15 protein-coding genes are annotated in these 14,306 nt (G+C 60.6%); 9 read left to right on the top strand and 6 right to left on the bottom strand.

Translation table 11 applies throughout. The annotated features are described in order from the left end of the window. Positions 1-2 precede the first annotated feature (2 nt). Genes AC236I_RS01465 through acpT form a run of 9 tightly spaced genes read left to right on the top strand, consistent with a single transcriptional unit; the run spans position 3 to position 8,070 of the window. Entirely contained in the window at positions 3-425 is a 423-nt protein-coding gene (locus AC236I_RS01465; RefSeq protein WP_054829451.1) for an acyl-CoA thioesterase, read from the top strand. After that, positions 422-1,027 (top strand): outer membrane lipoprotein carrier protein LolA, encoded by a 606-nt coding sequence (locus tag AC236I_RS01460; RefSeq protein WP_004868611.1) that lies wholly within the window; start codon positions 422-424, stop codon positions 1,025-1,027. The genes AC236I_RS01465 and AC236I_RS01460 overlap by 4 nt, the downstream gene beginning before the upstream one ends. Continuing rightward, entirely contained in the window at positions 996-3,320 is a 2,325-nt protein-coding gene (locus AC236I_RS01455) for an MMPL family transporter (protein WP_487608677.1), read from the top strand. The genes AC236I_RS01460 and AC236I_RS01455 overlap by 32 nt, the downstream gene beginning before the upstream one ends. Then, complete coding sequence (locus AC236I_RS01450; RefSeq protein ID WP_103073132.1) at positions 3,317-3,901, top strand: DUF3261 domain-containing protein; 585 nt, start codon at positions 3,317-3,319, stop codon at positions 3,899-3,901. Before AC236I_RS01455 ends, AC236I_RS01450 begins: the two co-directional genes overlap by 4 nt. A gap of 1 nt (position 3,902) precedes the next feature. Then, on the top strand, positions 3,903-5,072 hold the full coding sequence (locus AC236I_RS01445; RefSeq protein ID WP_054829450.1) for a beta-ketoacyl-[acyl-carrier-protein] synthase family protein: 1,170 nt from the start codon (positions 3,903-3,905) through the stop codon (positions 5,070-5,072). After that, on the top strand, positions 5,069-5,545 hold the full coding sequence (locus tag AC236I_RS01440; protein WP_015585579.1) for a hotdog family protein: 477 nt from the start codon (positions 5,069-5,071) through the stop codon (positions 5,543-5,545). Before AC236I_RS01445 ends, AC236I_RS01440 begins: the two co-directional genes overlap by 4 nt. Continuing rightward, a complete protein-coding gene (locus AC236I_RS01435) occupies positions 5,542-6,273 on the top strand; it encodes a 3-ketoacyl-ACP reductase FabG2 (protein WP_015585578.1) in 732 nt (243 codons plus the stop codon). Before AC236I_RS01440 ends, AC236I_RS01435 begins: the two co-directional genes overlap by 4 nt. Continuing rightward, positions 6,270-7,499: a beta-ketoacyl-ACP synthase gene (locus AC236I_RS01430; RefSeq protein ID WP_015585577.1), complete on the top strand. Its 1,230-nt coding sequence runs from the start codon at positions 6,270-6,272 to the stop codon at positions 7,497-7,499. The genes AC236I_RS01435 and AC236I_RS01430 overlap by 4 nt, the downstream gene beginning before the upstream one ends. A 1-nt stretch (position 7,500) precedes the next feature. Next, positions 7,501-8,070: a 4'-phosphopantetheinyl transferase AcpT gene (gene acpT, locus AC236I_RS01425; protein WP_004868626.1), complete on the top strand. Its 570-nt coding sequence runs from the start codon at positions 7,501-7,503 to the stop codon at positions 8,068-8,070. Position 8,071: 1 nt separating this feature from the next. Here the strand turns inward: acpT and arnF are convergent, their stop codons facing one another. The 6 genes from arnF to arnC are packed head-to-tail and all read right to left on the bottom strand — an operon-like array spanning position 8,072 to position 14,306. Next, positions 8,072-8,455 (bottom strand): 4-amino-4-deoxy-L-arabinose-phosphoundecaprenol flippase subunit ArnF, encoded by a 384-nt coding sequence (arnF, locus tag AC236I_RS01420; protein WP_004868628.1) that lies wholly within the window; start codon positions 8,453-8,455, stop codon positions 8,072-8,074. After that, the gene (arnE, locus tag AC236I_RS01415; RefSeq protein WP_004868642.1) at positions 8,455-8,793 is read right to left on the bottom strand and encodes a 4-amino-4-deoxy-L-arabinose-phosphoundecaprenol flippase subunit ArnE; all 339 of its coding nucleotides are present in this window, start codon (positions 8,791-8,793) and stop codon (positions 8,455-8,457) included. Before arnE ends, arnF begins: the two co-directional genes overlap by 1 nt. Beyond that, positions 8,790-10,445 (bottom strand): lipid IV(A) 4-amino-4-deoxy-L-arabinosyltransferase, encoded by a 1,656-nt coding sequence (arnT, locus tag AC236I_RS01410; protein ID WP_032718353.1) that lies wholly within the window; start codon positions 10,443-10,445, stop codon positions 8,790-8,792. The genes arnE and arnT overlap by 4 nt, the downstream gene beginning before the upstream one ends. Beyond that, the gene (gene arnD, locus AC236I_RS01405) at positions 10,442-11,344 is read right to left on the bottom strand and encodes a 4-deoxy-4-formamido-L-arabinose-phosphoundecaprenol deformylase (RefSeq protein WP_004868644.1); all 903 of its coding nucleotides are present in this window, start codon (positions 11,342-11,344) and stop codon (positions 10,442-10,444) included. Before arnD ends, arnT begins: the two co-directional genes overlap by 4 nt. Further along, positions 11,341-13,326, bottom strand: coding sequence for a bifunctional UDP-4-amino-4-deoxy-L-arabinose formyltransferase/UDP-glucuronic acid oxidase ArnA (gene arnA, locus AC236I_RS01400; protein ID WP_015585575.1), 1,986 nt, complete (start codon positions 13,324-13,326; stop codon positions 11,341-11,343). The genes arnD and arnA overlap by 4 nt, the downstream gene beginning before the upstream one ends. Then, the gene (gene arnC / locus AC236I_RS01395; RefSeq protein ID WP_004868646.1) at positions 13,323-14,306 is read right to left on the bottom strand and encodes an undecaprenyl-phosphate 4-deoxy-4-formamido-L-arabinose transferase; all 984 of its coding nucleotides are present in this window, start codon (positions 14,304-14,306) and stop codon (positions 13,323-13,325) included. Before arnC ends, arnA begins: the two co-directional genes overlap by 4 nt.

The following is a 14,306-nucleotide window of genomic DNA, read 5'->3' as shown; positions in this document are numbered from 1 at the left end:
GGGTGCTTAACGATCCCCGTTTTACTGCCGAGGTAGAGCTGACCGTACCGTTTCACGACGTCGATATGATGGGCGTGGTGTGGCATGGCAACTACTTTCGCTACTTTGAGATTGCCCGCGAGGCGCTGCTCAATCAGTTCAACTATGGCTACCGCCAGATGAAAGAATCCGGCTATCTGTGGCCGGTGGTGGATACCCGGGTGAAATATCGCGACGTGCTGACCTTTGAACAACGTTTTCGCGTGCGCGCCCGGATAGAAGAGTACGAAAACCGGCTGCGCATCGGCTATGAAATTTTCGCCGCCGACAGCGGAAAACGCACCACCACCGGCTATACCATCCAGGTCGCCGTGGAGGAGAAAAGCCGTGAGATGAGCTTCATCAGCCCGGACATCCTGTTTGAGCGCATGGGGGTGAAGCCATGAGATGGTGGCCCCTGCTGGCGCTGCTGATTAGCCCGTTGCTCAGCGCCCTGACGCTTGACGATCTGCAGCAGCGCTTGACCGAACAGCCGGTGATCCGCGCCCACTTCGATCAAACCCGTACCATTAAGGATCTGCCGCAGCCGCTGCGATCCCAGGGCCAGATGCTGATCGCCCGCGACCAGGGGCTGCTGTGGGATCAGACCGCCCCGTTCCCGATGCAGCTCCTGCTGGATGATAAACGGATGGTACAGGCGATCGGCGGCCAGCCGCCGCAGACGATCACCGCCGAGAACAACCCGCAGATGTTCCAGTTCAACCATTTGCTGCGCGCGCTGTTTCAGGCCGACCGTCAGGTGCTGGAGCAGAACTTCCGCGTCGAGTTTGCCGATACCGGCGAAGGGCGATGGACCCTGCGCCTGACGCCGAAAACCACACCGCTGGATAAAATCTTCGCCACCATCGACCTGGCGGGCCAGCGCAACCTGGAAAATATTCAACTCAATGATAAACAAGGCGATCGTACCGATATCGTCCTCTCTCAACATCAACTGACGCCCGCGCAACTGACCGATGACGAACGACAACGATTTGCTGCACCGTAACCGCCGGAGCATCGCGCTGCTGTGGGGCTGCGTCTGCCTGCTGATGCTGGGCGTTCTGCTGACGCTGCTGCCGCAATCGCGGGTCAACAGCAGCGTGCTGGCGATGTTGCCGAAGCAGACCCTTGGCGCTATTCCCCCGGCCCTGAACGATGGCTTTATGCAGCGGCTGGACCGGCAGATAGTCTGGCTGGTGAGCCCCGGCAAGCAGGCCGGTCCTCAGGCGGCAGGCGAATGGCTCACTCTCCTTCAGCAATCGAACGCTCTCGCGGACGTGAAAGGCCCAATGGATGCCGCCAGCCAGCAGGCGTGGGGAACCTTTTTCTGGCAGCACCGCAACGGGCTTATCGATGATGCCACCCGCGCTCGCCTGCAAAACGGCGGCGCGGCGCAGGCGCAGTGGGTCCTCTCCCAGCTCTACTCCGCCTTTTCCGGCGTCAGCGGCAAAGAGCTGCAAAACGATCCGCTGATGCTGATGCGCGGCTCGCAGCTGGCGATGGCGCAAAACGGCCAGCGTTTGCAGCTCAAAGACGGCTGGCTGGTAACCCAGGATAAGCAGGGAAATGACTGGTATCTGATCCACGGCGAGCTGGCGGGTTCCTCATTCGATATGCAGCAGACGCACCGCGTCGTGACGACCCTCGCGGAGCTGGAAGAGCAATTAAAAGCGCGCTACCCGCAGGCACAGGTGCTCACCCGCGGGACGGTGTTTTACAGCGACTACGCCAGCCAGCAGGCGAAGCAGGATATCTCCACCCTCGGCATCGCCACACTGCTTGGGGTGATCCTGCTTATCGTCGTGACCTTCCGTTCGCTTCGGCCGCTGCTGCTGTGCGTGATTTCCGTCGGCATTGGCGGGCTGGCGGGCACCGTCGCCACGCTGCTGCTGTTTGGCGAACTGCATCTGATGACGCTGGTGATGAGCATGAGCATTATCGGTATCTCCGCCGACTATACGCTGTACTATCTCACGGAACGTATGGTCCACGGGCATGATGCCACGCCGTGGCAAAGCCTTGCCAAAGTCCGCCGCACGTTGCTGCTGGCGCTGCTGACGGCCGTGGTGGCCTATCTCATCATGATGCTCGCCCCCTTCCCCGGTATTCGCCAGATGTCGGTGTTCGCCGCCGTCGGACTGAGCGCCTCCTGCCTGACGGTGATTTTCTGGCATCCGCTGCTGTCCCGCGGTCTGCCGGTTCGCCCGGTGCCGGCGATGGGGCTCATGCTTCGCTGGCTGGCGGCATGGCGACGCAACAAAAAACTGTATATTGGCCTGCCGCTGACGCTGGCGCTCTTCTCGCTGGCCGGTATCGCCACCCTGCGGGTCGATGACGATATTTCACAGCTCCAGGCGCTGCCGCAGCATCTTCTGGCCGAAGAAAAAGCGATCGTCGCCCTGACCGGCCAGAGCGTTGATCAGAAATGGTTCGTGGTCTATGGTGCGACGCCGCAGCAGACGCTGGAGCGGCTGGAGGCCTTTGCACCAGCCCTTGCCGAGGCGAAACGTCAGGGGATGCTCAGCGGTTATCGCACGCTTCCGCTCAATTCGCTGGCCCGTCAACGCCAGGATCTGGCGCTGCTCAACGCGGCAGCACCGGCGGTCACCGCCGCGCTGCAAAACGCCGGGCTCAAAACGGTCGATGCGGATCTGTCGGCCATGCCGGTCACGGTCGATGACTGGCTTGCCAGCCCGGCCAGCGAAGGCTGGCGCCTGCTGTGGCTGACGCTGCCAGCGGGCGAGAGCGGCGTGCTGGTTCCGGTTGACGGTGTGAAAACAAGCGCGGCGCTACGGGCCCTGAGTGAAAAGCAGCCCGGCGTCGCGTGGGTAGACAGAAAAAGTGCCTTTGACGAACTGTTTACTCTCTATCGCCATATTTTGACGGGCCTGCTGGTCGTTGCGCTGGCGGTCATCGCCTGTGGCGCCATATTGCGTCTCGGCTGGCGCAAAGGGTCGATCGGCCTGGTGCCCTCCGTGCTGTCGTTAGGCTGCGGGCTGGCAGCCCTCGCCTTCAGCGGCCACCCGGTGAACCTGTTTTCACTGCTGGCGCTGGTGCTGGTGCTGGGGATTGGTATCAACTACACCCTGTTTTTCAGCAACCCGCGCGGAACGCCGCTGACGTCGCTGCTGGCCATCATCCTCGCCATGATGACCACCCTGTTGACCCTCGGCATGCTGGTCTTCAGCGCCACCCAGGCCATCAGCAGTTTTGGCATTGTGCTGGTCAGCGGTATTTTCACCGCTTTCCTGCTCTCCCCGCTGGCGATGCCCGGTAAAAAAGAGAAAAAAAGACGATGATCAAACACAGACTCTGGTGCGCCGCGGCGCTGGCCGCCACCTTCATCCTCGCCGGGTGCAGCCACTCGTCCAGCCCCGGGCAAGGGCGACCGCAGGCATGGCTGGAGCCGGGAACCCGCGTGACGTTACCGGCGCCAGGCATCACCCCGCCGCTGAATGCCCAGCAGCTGCTTACCGGGCGTTTTCACGGCCAGACTCAGTCGCTGCTGGTGATGCTCAACGCGGATGAGCAAAAAATCACTCTCGCCGGTCTCTCATCGATGGGGATCCGCCTGTTTCTTGTGACCTATGATGAAAAGGGGCTGCACACCGAGCAGTCTATCGTCGCTCCGCAGCTGCCGCCGGCAAGTCAGGTGCTGGCCGATGTGATGCTCAGCCACTGGCCTGTCGCCGCCTGGCAACCGCAGCTGCCGGAGGGCTGGACCCTGATCGACACCGGCGACCGCCGCGAGCTACGCAACGCCCGCGGGCAGCTGGTGACGGCGATCGCCTACCTCAACCGGCAGGGTAAGCGCGAGCCGATCGGCATTGAGCAGCGGGCCTTTAAATACCACATCACCATTCAATATCTGGGTGACTGAGATGATCTACATTTCTGCTGTCGGCATGATCAATGCGCTGGGTGACAACTGCGATGAAATCGCCGCGAATCTGACGCGCGGCATTGCCCCCGGTATGCGCCCGCGTCCGGGCTGGCTAGAGGGACAGCCCGCAGCGGTACTCGGCGGCGTGGATGCCGTCCTGCCTGCCATTGCCGATGATTTTGCGGCCCACCGATCGCGTAATAACCAGCTGCTGCTGGCGGCGCTAACCCAGATCCGTCCCCAGGTCGACGAGGCCATCGCGCGCTTCGGAAGCGACCGCGTCGCGGTGGTGCTCGGCACCAGCACCTCCGGCCTCGACGAGGGCGATATTCACGTGGCTGCCACGCTGAACGGCGGGACCAGCGCCGGCTGGCAATATCCGCAGCAGGAGCTGGGCGATCCGTCGCGCTTTCTGAGCCACTGGCTGGCGCTGGACGGCCCGGCGTTCACCCTCTCCACCGCCTGCTCCTCCAGCGCCAGGGCCATTATCAGCGGGCGACGGCTGATTGAAGCCGACCTCGCCGACGTGGCTATTGTCGGCGGCGCCGATACGCTGAGCCGGATGCCGGTGAACGGTTTTCATAGTCTGGAGTCCCTTTCGGTGACGCGATGCCAGCCCTTTGCCCGCGACCGCTGCGGGATCACCATCGGTGAAGGGGCGGCGCTGATGCTGCTGACGCGCGAGCCGCAGCCGATCGCGCTGCTGGGCGTCGGCGAATCAAGCGATGCGCACCATATTTCGGCCCCGCATCCGCAGGGCGAAGGCGCCATCCGCGCCATTACCCAGGCGCTTGACGATGCCGGCATCACCGCCGGGGCGGTGGGCTATATCAACCTGCACGGCACCGCCACGCCGCTTAACGATCGGGTGGAGTCGCAGGTCGTGCAGCAGCTGTTTGGCGACACCGTGCCGTGCAGCTCAACCAAACACCTCACCGGACATACTCTCGGCGCCGCCGGGATCACCGAAGCAGCAATCGGTATGCTGATTTTGCAGCGTCATTTGCCACTGCCGGCGCAGGATTTCAGCCTCTCGCCGCACGACCCGGCGCTGGCGGAGTGCGGTATCATCGCGACGTCGCAGCTTCTGGAACGCCCGCTGATTTTGTCCAACTCATTTGCTTTTGGCGGCAACAACGCCAGCATTTTACTCGGGAGACTTTCATGAGCCATTACCTGGCGCCCGGCGCCTATCTGCCGCACGATGCCCCGATGCTGCTGCTCGAAGAGGTGCTGGAGGTGTCCGAGGAAACGGCCACCTGTCGCGTGACCGTCGCCTCCGGGGGCGTACTGACGCCGTTTCTTGATGCCAACGGCGATCTGCCGGGCTGGTTTGCGCTGGAGCTGATGGCGCAGACCATTGGCGTCTGGTCCGGCTGGCATCGTCATCAGAAAAACCTGGACAACATCGCCCTCGGTATGGTGCTGGGAGCCAGAGAACTGGTGTGCGCCGCCGGCGTTCTGCCCGCCGGGCAAACGCTGACCATCGCGGTCAGCTTATTAATGCAGGATGAACGTTTCGGTAGCTTCGACTGCACGATCTGCTGCGGGAATGACACGCTGGCAACGGGCCGCATCAACACCTTCCAGCCCACCCAGGAAGAGTTAACGACGCTTTTTAATCAGGGAGAGAAACCATGAGTCGTTCCGTATTAGTGACCGGTGCCAGCAAGGGTATCGGGCGTGCCATCGCCTGCCAGCTGGCGGCCGATGGCTTTATTGTCGGCGTCCATTATCATCGTGACGCAGAGGGTGCGCAGGAGACGCTGAAGAGCATCCGCGCCGCCGGGGGAACGGGCCGGACATTGGGTTTTGATGTCGCCAACCGTGAGCAGTGCCGCGAGGTGCTGGAGCAGGATATCGCGACTCATGGGCCGTGGTACGGTGTGGTGAGCAATGCCGGCATTACCCGGGATGGCGCCTTCCCGGCACTCAGCGACAGCGACTGGGATGCGGTGATCCACACCAATCTCGACAGTTTTTATAACGTCATTCAGCCATGCATCATGCCGATGATCGGCGCCCGCCAGGGCGGACGGATTATCACGCTCTCTTCGGTGTCAGGCGTCATGGGCAACCGCGGGCAGGTTAACTACAGTGCCGCCAAAGCAGGCATTATCGGCGCGACCAAAGCGCTGGCCATTGAGCTGGCAAAACGCAAGATCACCGTCAACTGCATTGCCCCAGGGCTGATTGATACCGGGATGATCGCCATGGAAGAGGCCGCCCTCAAAGAGGCGATGTCGCTCGTTCCGATGAAACGCATGGGTCAGGCCGAAGAAGTCGCCGGACTCGCCAGCTATTTGATGTCGGATATTGCAGGCTATGTGACGCGTCAGGTGATTTCCATCAATGGAGGTATGCTATGACTCGTCGCGTCGTCATTACCGGTATGGGCGGCGTCACCGCCTTCGGCGAAAGCTGGCAGGCGGTATCCGCCAGGCTACAGGCCTACGAGAACGCCGTGCGCACAATGCCCGAGTGGCAAATCTATGATGGTCTGCATACGCTACTCGGCGCCCCCATCGACGATTTCACCCTGCCGGAGCACTATACGCGCAAGCGCATTCGCGCCATGGGCCGCGTCTCGCTGATGTCCACCCGCGCCAGCGAGCTGGCGCTGGAGCAGGCCGGACTGACTGGCGAGGCGGTTCTCACCAATGGCGAAACCGGTATTGCCTACGGCTCCTCTACCGGTAGCACCGGTCCGGTCAGCGAATTCGCGACCATGCTGACGGAAAAGCATACCAATAACATCACCGGCACGACCTACGTCCAGATGATGCCGCACACAACCGCAGTGAACACCGGCCTGTTCTTCGGCCTGCGCGGGCGGGTCATTCCCACCTCCAGCGCCTGCACCTCCGGCAGCCAGGCGATTGGCTATGCCTGGGAGGCGATTCGTCACGGCTATCAGACCATCATGGTGGCCGGCGGCGCTGAAGAGCTGTGTCCGTCGGAAGCGGCTATTTTCGATACGTTGTTCGCGACCAGCCAGCGCAACGATGAGCCGAAAACCACACCATCGCCGTTCGATGAAGCCCGTGACGGTCTGGTGATTGGCGAAGGCGCCGGCACCTTTGTGCTGGAAGAGCTGGAACATGCCAAAGCCCGGGGAGCGACGATTTACGGTGAAATCATTGGCTTCGCCACCAACTGCGACGCGGCGCATATTACCCAGCCGCAGCGGGAAACCATGCAAATTTGCATGGAGCAATCGCTCAGAATGGCCGGTTTAAGCGCCCAGGATATTGGCTATATTTCGGCGCACGGCACGGCGACCGATCGCGGTGATATTGCCGAGAGCCAGGCCAGCGCCGCCGTGTTTGGCGACCGCGTTCCGATCTCTTCGCTAAAAAGCTATTTTGGCCATACCCTGGGCGCCTGCGGGGCGCTGGAAGCCTGGATGAGCCTGCAAATGATGCGGGAGGGCTGGTTTGCCCCTACGCTCAACCTGCGCCGGCCGGACCCGCAGTGCGGCGAGCTGGATTACATTATGGGCGAGAGCCGCCGGATTGATTGCGAATTTATCCAGAGTAATAACTTCGCCTTCGGCGGGATCAATACGTCCATCATTATTCAGCGCTGGCCCTGATATGTATCGACTTTTCCTGGGAAAAATCTCGACGTTAAGCACCCGGCCTCTGCCGCATAAGCTCGCGGCTCAGGCGCCGCAGGGCAGTCGTCGCGCAAGCTGGCTGGCGGGCCGGGTCCTGTTGGCGCAGGCGGTGTCGCCGCTGCCTGAGATTATTTACGCTGAACACGGTAAACCGGGGTTCTCCGGCGAGACGGGACTCTGGTTTAACCTCAGCCACAGCGGCGATGATATCGCCCTGCTGTTCAGCGATGAAGGCGAGGTCGGCTGCGATATCGAAGTGATTCGCCCTCGCCCGAACTGGCGCAGGCTGGCTAACGCCATTTTCAGTCCTGGGGAGCATGCGGAAGTAGAAGCGGAGCATCCGGAGCGGCAGCTCGACGCCTTCTGGCGTATCTGGACGCGCAAAGAAGCGATGGTTAAGCAGCGCGGCGGCAGCGCCTGGCAGATTGCCAGCGTCGACAGCACGCGCGGCGCGGCGTTCCCGGTCAGTCAGATCCAGCTTGCCAATCTGAGTCTGGCGGTCTGCACACCAACGCCGTTTGCGTTGAAGGCCGACAGGATCCGCTGACTCAGGTTTTGCGCTTCGCCGGCCAGAAGATTGTCAGCACGCCGGCGATGATAATCAGCACCCCCAGCAGGGAGCGCCAGTGGAAAGGTTCATGCCAGCCGGGCAGCCAGATAGCGGCGGCCCAGACCAGAATATAGCTCAGACTGAGTAGCGCGTAGGCTTTGGCCAGCGGCAGCTGATGCAGCGCAAAGTACCAGCAGACCATCGACAGCAGGTAGCCGCTCAGTCCCAGCCCCAGGCCGATAGTTCCGGCACGCAGATGGAAAAGATGATTGAGAAACGCGAACAGGTCACTCAGCGGCGGCAGTTCAACCATCGCCCCGCGCAGCAGAAGCTGTGCGGCGCTGACCAGCCCGACGCTGAATAACGCCCAGATTAAGCCCATCAGACGCTACTCCCGAGCACCACGATGCCGACCACAATCAGCCCGACGCCGACCCAGTGCCGCCGGGCTACCGGCTCTCGCCAGATCCCCCAGGCCGCTAACGTCACCCAGACAAAATTGAGGCTCAGCATGGGATAGGCCACGCTCACCGGAATGGATTGCAGCACGCTCAGCCACAGCAGCATACCGCCGCCGAGCGCCAGCAGCGCAAGGCCCAGCCAGCCGAGAATATGGCGGCCGCGCCGCCGTGATTTAGACGGGCGCGTCGCCTGCTTCTGGCACAGCTGCCCGGCGCAGCTTAACAGGCTCGCCAGCGCCAGGCAGATCCAGGTACTCATTGCGGCAGATACTGGAGAAACACAACCCGCTCCAACACGTAGGTGTTGTCAGGTTTCGGTAGAGGTAAATCGGCCATGTTTTCTCCTTTGTCCATCAGCAGCACCAGCGATACCGGTCCTTCCTGGCGATGCGCTGCCAGCCAGCTGGCAAACTCACTCTGGCTCACAAAGCCATTCTTCGCATCCGGCCAGTCTAAACCGTACTTCAGTTCGCCCTGCTTGTCATACATGATGATATCGTTACGCTTGAGTTCCCACGCCAGACCGGCGGCAATGCCGACGTTGTTGCTCAGCACATAGCGGCTTGGCGCCAGCGATTCACCAATGATATCGACCATGAACTGCGGTTGCTTACTATCAATCACCCGGTCAGGAATGGCAAAGCCAATCAGCAGCGCCAGCCCCAGAGGACAGCAGGCGGCTAATGTCCAGCGACGGCCGTTATCTTTCATCGCCAGCCAGCCCATCAGCGCCCAGACGGCAAACGCAATCGCCGCCAGCAGACATTTATACAGCTCAATCTGCGTCCAGACCGGTTTATGCATCACGCCCCACGGCGACACCACCAGCACGGCAATCAGACCCACCAGGCCAAAGATCAGGTTGATGAGGCCGTTAATGCGCAGCGCCTTCGCTCCCGCCTTCGCCGCATCCAGCCCATAGCGAGCCATCAGAATCGACAGCGGCCCGAAGCACGGCAGAATGTAGGTCGGCAGTTTTCCTTTGGCGATACTGAAAAACAGGAACGGCATCGCCACCCAGCCAAGCAGATACAGCGCGCCGCGCACGTCATCGCGCTCGCTCCAGCCGCGCTTCAGCGCCCCGGGCAGCAGCGCCAGCCACGGCAGACTTCCGGCGAACAGGAACGGGATGTAATACCAGAACGGCGCCTTGTGCTGGGCATCTTTCTCGGCAAAGCGTTGAATATGCTCCACCCAGAAGAAATAGCGCCAGAAGTCCGGTTCGCGTTTGGCGATAGCCAGGCCCCAGGGCAGCACCGTCAGGATACAGACCCCCACCGCCAGCCAGCCGTAGGTCAGCACTTCACGCCAGCGCTTCTGGGCAATCACCCACGGCAGAACCCCGACAACCGGCACCGCCAGCGCCAGGAAGCCTTTGGTCATTACCCCCATTCCACAGGCCGCCCCCAGCAGCGCGTAGCCGATGATTTTACCGTTTCGGGTCTGCGCCTGAGCGGCGCCCCAGAAACTGCACATCGCCAGCGCCATCCACAGGGTGATCATCGGGTCCAGCACCGCATAGGTGCCAATACCGTAGACCAGCAGTGCGGTCAGGAAGATCACGGCGGACAGAATCGCCACCCGTTTGTCCTGCCAGATTCGCCATGCCAGCCACGCAATCAGCAGCGCGGTGACGCTAATGGAGAAGACCGAGCCAAAGCGCACGGCAAAGTTATTGTGGCCAAACAACCACTGCCCGATGCTGTTAATCCAGTATCCGGCAATCGGTTTTTCAAAATAGCGCAGCCCGAGAAAATGCGGCACCACCCAGTCACCGGACGCCAGCATCTCGCGGCTGATCTCCGCATAGCGCGTTTCATCAGGCTGCCAGAGCAGTCGGAAATTCAACGGAAGTAGATAATACAGCGCAAATAACACCACTAAAGAGACGCTATAACGAATGCTTTTCATACGTCCTGACTCAATAATTGTTCACGCCCAAGCCAGCCTTCCCGGCCGGCCAATTCACCGCGAACCACTTTACCCAGCGGCAGCTCGCTAAAATCTGCGGGCAGCAGTTGGCTCAGCGGGCAAAACTGGATTTCTTCCTGTGCGGCCATCGTCAGCAGTTCATCAAACTGCTGCGCGAAGGCAATGCCTTCCACTTCAGCATGAATGGTGTAGACCGGCGTACCGCTATCCCGGTGAATACAATCCAGCAGATAGCGATTGAAGCCCCCGGCATCGACGCGACTGCCGACCACTTCATCCCAGGTAGGCAGCGTAACGGGGATCTGCACCGTACCTGTCACCTTGTCGCCCAGCAACGGCAGGAAGGGGCGCGAGCCCCGGCAGTCGCTGTTGTAGAGGAAATTGAAGGACTCTTTGGCTTTAATCACCCGCTGATCCGCGCGCCAGCCCGCCACGGCGGAACAGGTGACCGACCGGCCGATGATCCGCTCCAGCTCGAGCAGGCCGCGTTCGACCTCCAGCGCCAGCCGTTCCTGTGGCCAGACGCCGCTCCATGCCTGCCAGCTGTAATGATCCCAGGCATGCAGACCCACTTCATGCGCCTGCGCCGTCGCACGGATAACCTCTTCATTACCCGCGCCAATCCGTCGCCCAGGCCATGCGGTGCCGGCCAGCAAAATATCCCAGCCGTACAGCGAAGCGGCGTTTGAGCGCAGCATCTTCCACAGAAACTTCGGTTTTATCAGGCGCCATAAATGGCGCCCCATATTGTCCGGCCCAACGCTGAAGAAGAAGCTTGCCTGAACCCCGTGCTGGCCCAACAGGCTCAGCAGACGCGGTACCCCGTCCCGGGTACCGCGAAAGGTATCGACATCTATGCGTAAGCCGACCTGTTTCATGATGTCTTGTCGTCCACCAGCTCAACCGTACGCAGGAAGAAGTCGAGCGTATGCTCCACGGTTTCTTCCATCGGAACCGTCGGCGTCCAGTTCAGACAGCGCTTCGCGTTACGAATGCTCGGCTTACGATGCTCCACGTCCTGATAGCCTTTACCGTAGTAATCGCTGCTCTCGACGTCGCGGAAACCGGCGAACGGCGGGAAGTTATTGCGCAGCGGATGACGCTCGAAGCACGCCAGCAGCATCTCCGCCAGCTCTTTAATACTGGCTTCGTTTTCCGGGTTACCGATGTTGATAATCTGCCCGTCGCAGCGGCCGTCTTTGTTCTCGATAATGCGGAACAGCGCTTCAATACCATCGCTAATATCGGTGAAGCAGCGTTTTTGTTTACCACCTTCGATAAGCTTGATCGGCGAACCTTCAACCAGGTTCAGGATCAGCTGAGTAATCGCACGAGAGCTGCCGATACGTGCGGCATTCAGGTTATCCAGACGCGGTCCCATCCAGTTAAACGGACGGAACAGGGTGAAGCGCAGGCCGGACTTGTCGCCATAGGCCCAGATAACGCGGTCGAGCAGCTGCTTCGATACCGAGTAAATCCAGCGCTGTTTGTTGATCGGGCCCACCACCAGGTTTGAGGTGTCTTCGTCGAAGTTTTTGTCGGTGCACATGCCGTACACTTCGGAGGTCGACGGGAAGATAATGCGCTTATCGTATTTCACACAGTCGCGGATGATCTTCAGGTTCTCTTCGAAGTCCAGCTCGAACACGCGCAGCGGGTTGCGGGTATATTCAATTGGCGTCGCGATGGCCACCAGCGGCAGTACCACGTCGCATTTCTTAATGTGGTATTCGATCCACTCGGAGTGAATGCTGATATCGCCTTCAACGAAGTGGAAGCGCGGGTTGCCCAGGAAACGACCGATCGCGTCCGACCCGATGTCCAGACCATAGATTTCATAGTTGTCGTCGGCGAGCAGACGCTCGGTCAGGTGGTTACCGATAAAACCGTTCACGCCAAGGATCAGCACGCGGGTACGGCGTTTAATCGCCACAACCGGCTTGCTGCTCAGTACCGCACCGGATACCAGCCCCAGCGCCTGCGCCAGCTGCGTACCCTGCATGTAAACGCCGCGCTCGGTTTGACCGGTTACGATCTCCAGCGCGCCATCCTGGCAAGCGATCACCAGCGGAGAGGTCGACATCACCGTTCCAGGCTTCGCCGCGGCCAGGTCCTGGCGCACGCGGGATTTCCAGACGATAAATTTATTCGCACCAACATAGCCAAACGCGCCCGGCCACGGATCGGAAACGGCGCGGACCAGGTTATGCAGCGTCAGCGCAGGTTTGTCCCAGTCGAGACGGCCATCTTCCGGCGTACGGCGACCAACGTAGGTGGCCTGGCTTTCATCCTGCGCACGATCCTGGATTTTATCTTCACGAATCGCCGGCAGGGCCTGGTTCAGCAGCTCTGACGCCGCGGCGCACAGCTTGCGATGCAGGGTCAGCGCGACATCATCCGCGCCGATAGCAACCGTCTGCTGCGCCACGATAGCGCCGGCATCCGCACGGCTGACCATGCGATGCAGAGTCACGCCGGTTTCCGTTTCACCGTTAACCAGCACCCAGTTCAGCGGCGCGCGGCCGCGATATTGCGGCAGCAGAGAACCGTGCAGGTTAAAGCCGCCTTTTGGTGCAAGGCTGAGGATATCGTCGCCCAGCATGTTGCGATAGTAGAAAGAGAACAGGACGTCCGGCTTCATGTCGCGAATGCGTTCAATCCACAGCGGGTGGTTAACATCTTCAGGTGCCCACACCGGGATACCTTGTTCAGCAGCAATACGCGCAACCGAGCCAAAGAAATGGTTTTCGCCAGGGTTATCCGGATGGGTGAAAATAGCGGCGATTTCATACCCGGAATCCAGCAGAGACTGAATGCCAGCACAACCCATATCGTGATAAGCGAAGACTACAGCTTTCATGAACGATCTTCCTCTTGAGACGCCGTTTCCGGCTGACGAACAACACGTTGAATAAAGTAGCGGGGACGGGCGCGGACATCGTTATAGATGCGTCCGATATACTCCCCGAGCAGCCCCATGCCGACAAACTGGGCACCGATGAACATGAACAGTACGGCAAACAGCATGAACACCCCTTCCGCCGCCCACTGCGGGCCAAATACCAGTCGCAGGAACACCAGCAGGAAGGCGAAAGCGAAGCCCAGCAGGGCAATCACGCTGCCAAAGACGCTCAGCAGACGCAGCGGCGTGGTGGTCAAACAGGTCACCAGGTCGTACATCAGATTAATCAGGCGCATAAAGCTGTATTTGGAATCGCCAAATTCACGCTCCGCGTGCATCACCGGGATTTCGACCGCCCGGCGCGCGAAGGTATTTGCCAGAATCGGGATAAACGTACTGCGTTCATGGCAATTGAGCATCGCGTCGATAATGTGGCGGCGATAGGCGCGCAGCATGCAGCCGTAGTCCCCCATCGCTTTACCGGTGGTGCGCTGAATCAGGCGGTTGATCATCTTCGACGCGCTTTTACGGAAGAAGGTGTCCTGGCGGTTCTGCCGAACGGTACCGACCACGTCGTAACCTTCGTCCGCCTTCGCCACCAGGCGCGGGATCTCTTCCGGTGGGTTTTGCAGGTCGGCATCAAGGGTAATAATCAGATCGCCGGTCACATGGCTGAATCCCGCCATAATGGCCGAGTGCTGGCCATAGTTGCGGTTAAGCAACACCGCGACCACATGGCTGCCTTCGGCTTCAGCAGCCTCGGTCAGCATGCGGGCAGAATCATCGCTGCTGCCATCGTCGACCAGCAGAATCTCATACTGGCGGCCCAGCGTCGCGCAGGCGGCATCCGTACGGCGAATCAGCTCAGGCAGGCTCTCCTGTTCGTTATAAACCGGAATAACGACCGAGACTTTTTTCACGGGTGGGTAAGTAAACAT

The sequence above is a fragment of the Klebsiella sp. Sb-30 genome (genome assembly GCF_057652795.1).
This window is presented reverse-complemented; position numbering and strand designations above follow the sequence as displayed.

Coding starts and splice junctions, on each gene's coding strand:
- AC236I_RS01435 (WP_015585578.1), top strand. CDS start 5,542: ATGAGTCGTTCCGTATTAGTGACCGGTGCCAGCAAGGGTATCGGGCGT.
- AC236I_RS01445 (WP_054829450.1), top strand. CDS start 3,903: ATGATCTACATTTCTGCTGTCGGCATGATCAATGCGCTGGGTGACAAC.
- arnF (WP_004868628.1), bottom strand. CDS start 8,455: ATGGGCTTAATCTGGGCGTTATTCAGCGTCGGGCTGGTCAGCGCCGCA.
- AC236I_RS01455 (WP_487608677.1), top strand. CDS start 996: ATGACGAACGACAACGATTTGCTGCACCGTAACCGCCGGAGCATCGCG.
- arnD (WP_004868644.1), bottom strand. CDS start 11,344: ATGAAACAGGTCGGCTTACGCATAGATGTCGATACCTTTCGCGGTACC.
- AC236I_RS01440 (WP_015585579.1), top strand. CDS start 5,069: ATGAGCCATTACCTGGCGCCCGGCGCCTATCTGCCGCACGATGCCCCG.
- arnA (WP_015585575.1), bottom strand. CDS start 13,326: ATGAAAGCTGTAGTCTTCGCTTATCACGATATGGGTTGTGCTGGCATT.
- arnT (WP_032718353.1), bottom strand. CDS start 10,445: ATGAAAAGCATTCGTTATAGCGTCTCTTTAGTGGTGTTATTTGCGCTG.
- acpT (WP_004868626.1), top strand. CDS start 7,501: ATGTATCGACTTTTCCTGGGAAAAATCTCGACGTTAAGCACCCGGCCT.
- AC236I_RS01460 (WP_004868611.1), top strand. CDS start 422: ATGAGATGGTGGCCCCTGCTGGCGCTGCTGATTAGCCCGTTGCTCAGC.
- AC236I_RS01430 (WP_015585577.1), top strand. CDS start 6,270: ATGACTCGTCGCGTCGTCATTACCGGTATGGGCGGCGTCACCGCCTTC.
- AC236I_RS01450 (WP_103073132.1), top strand. CDS start 3,317: ATGATCAAACACAGACTCTGGTGCGCCGCGGCGCTGGCCGCCACCTTC.
- arnC (WP_004868646.1), bottom strand. CDS start 14,306: ATGTTTACTTACCCACCCGTGAAAAAAGTCTCGGTCGTTATTCCGGTT.
- arnE (WP_004868642.1), bottom strand. CDS start 8,793: ATGAGTACCTGGATCTGCCTGGCGCTGGCGAGCCTGTTAAGCTGCGCC.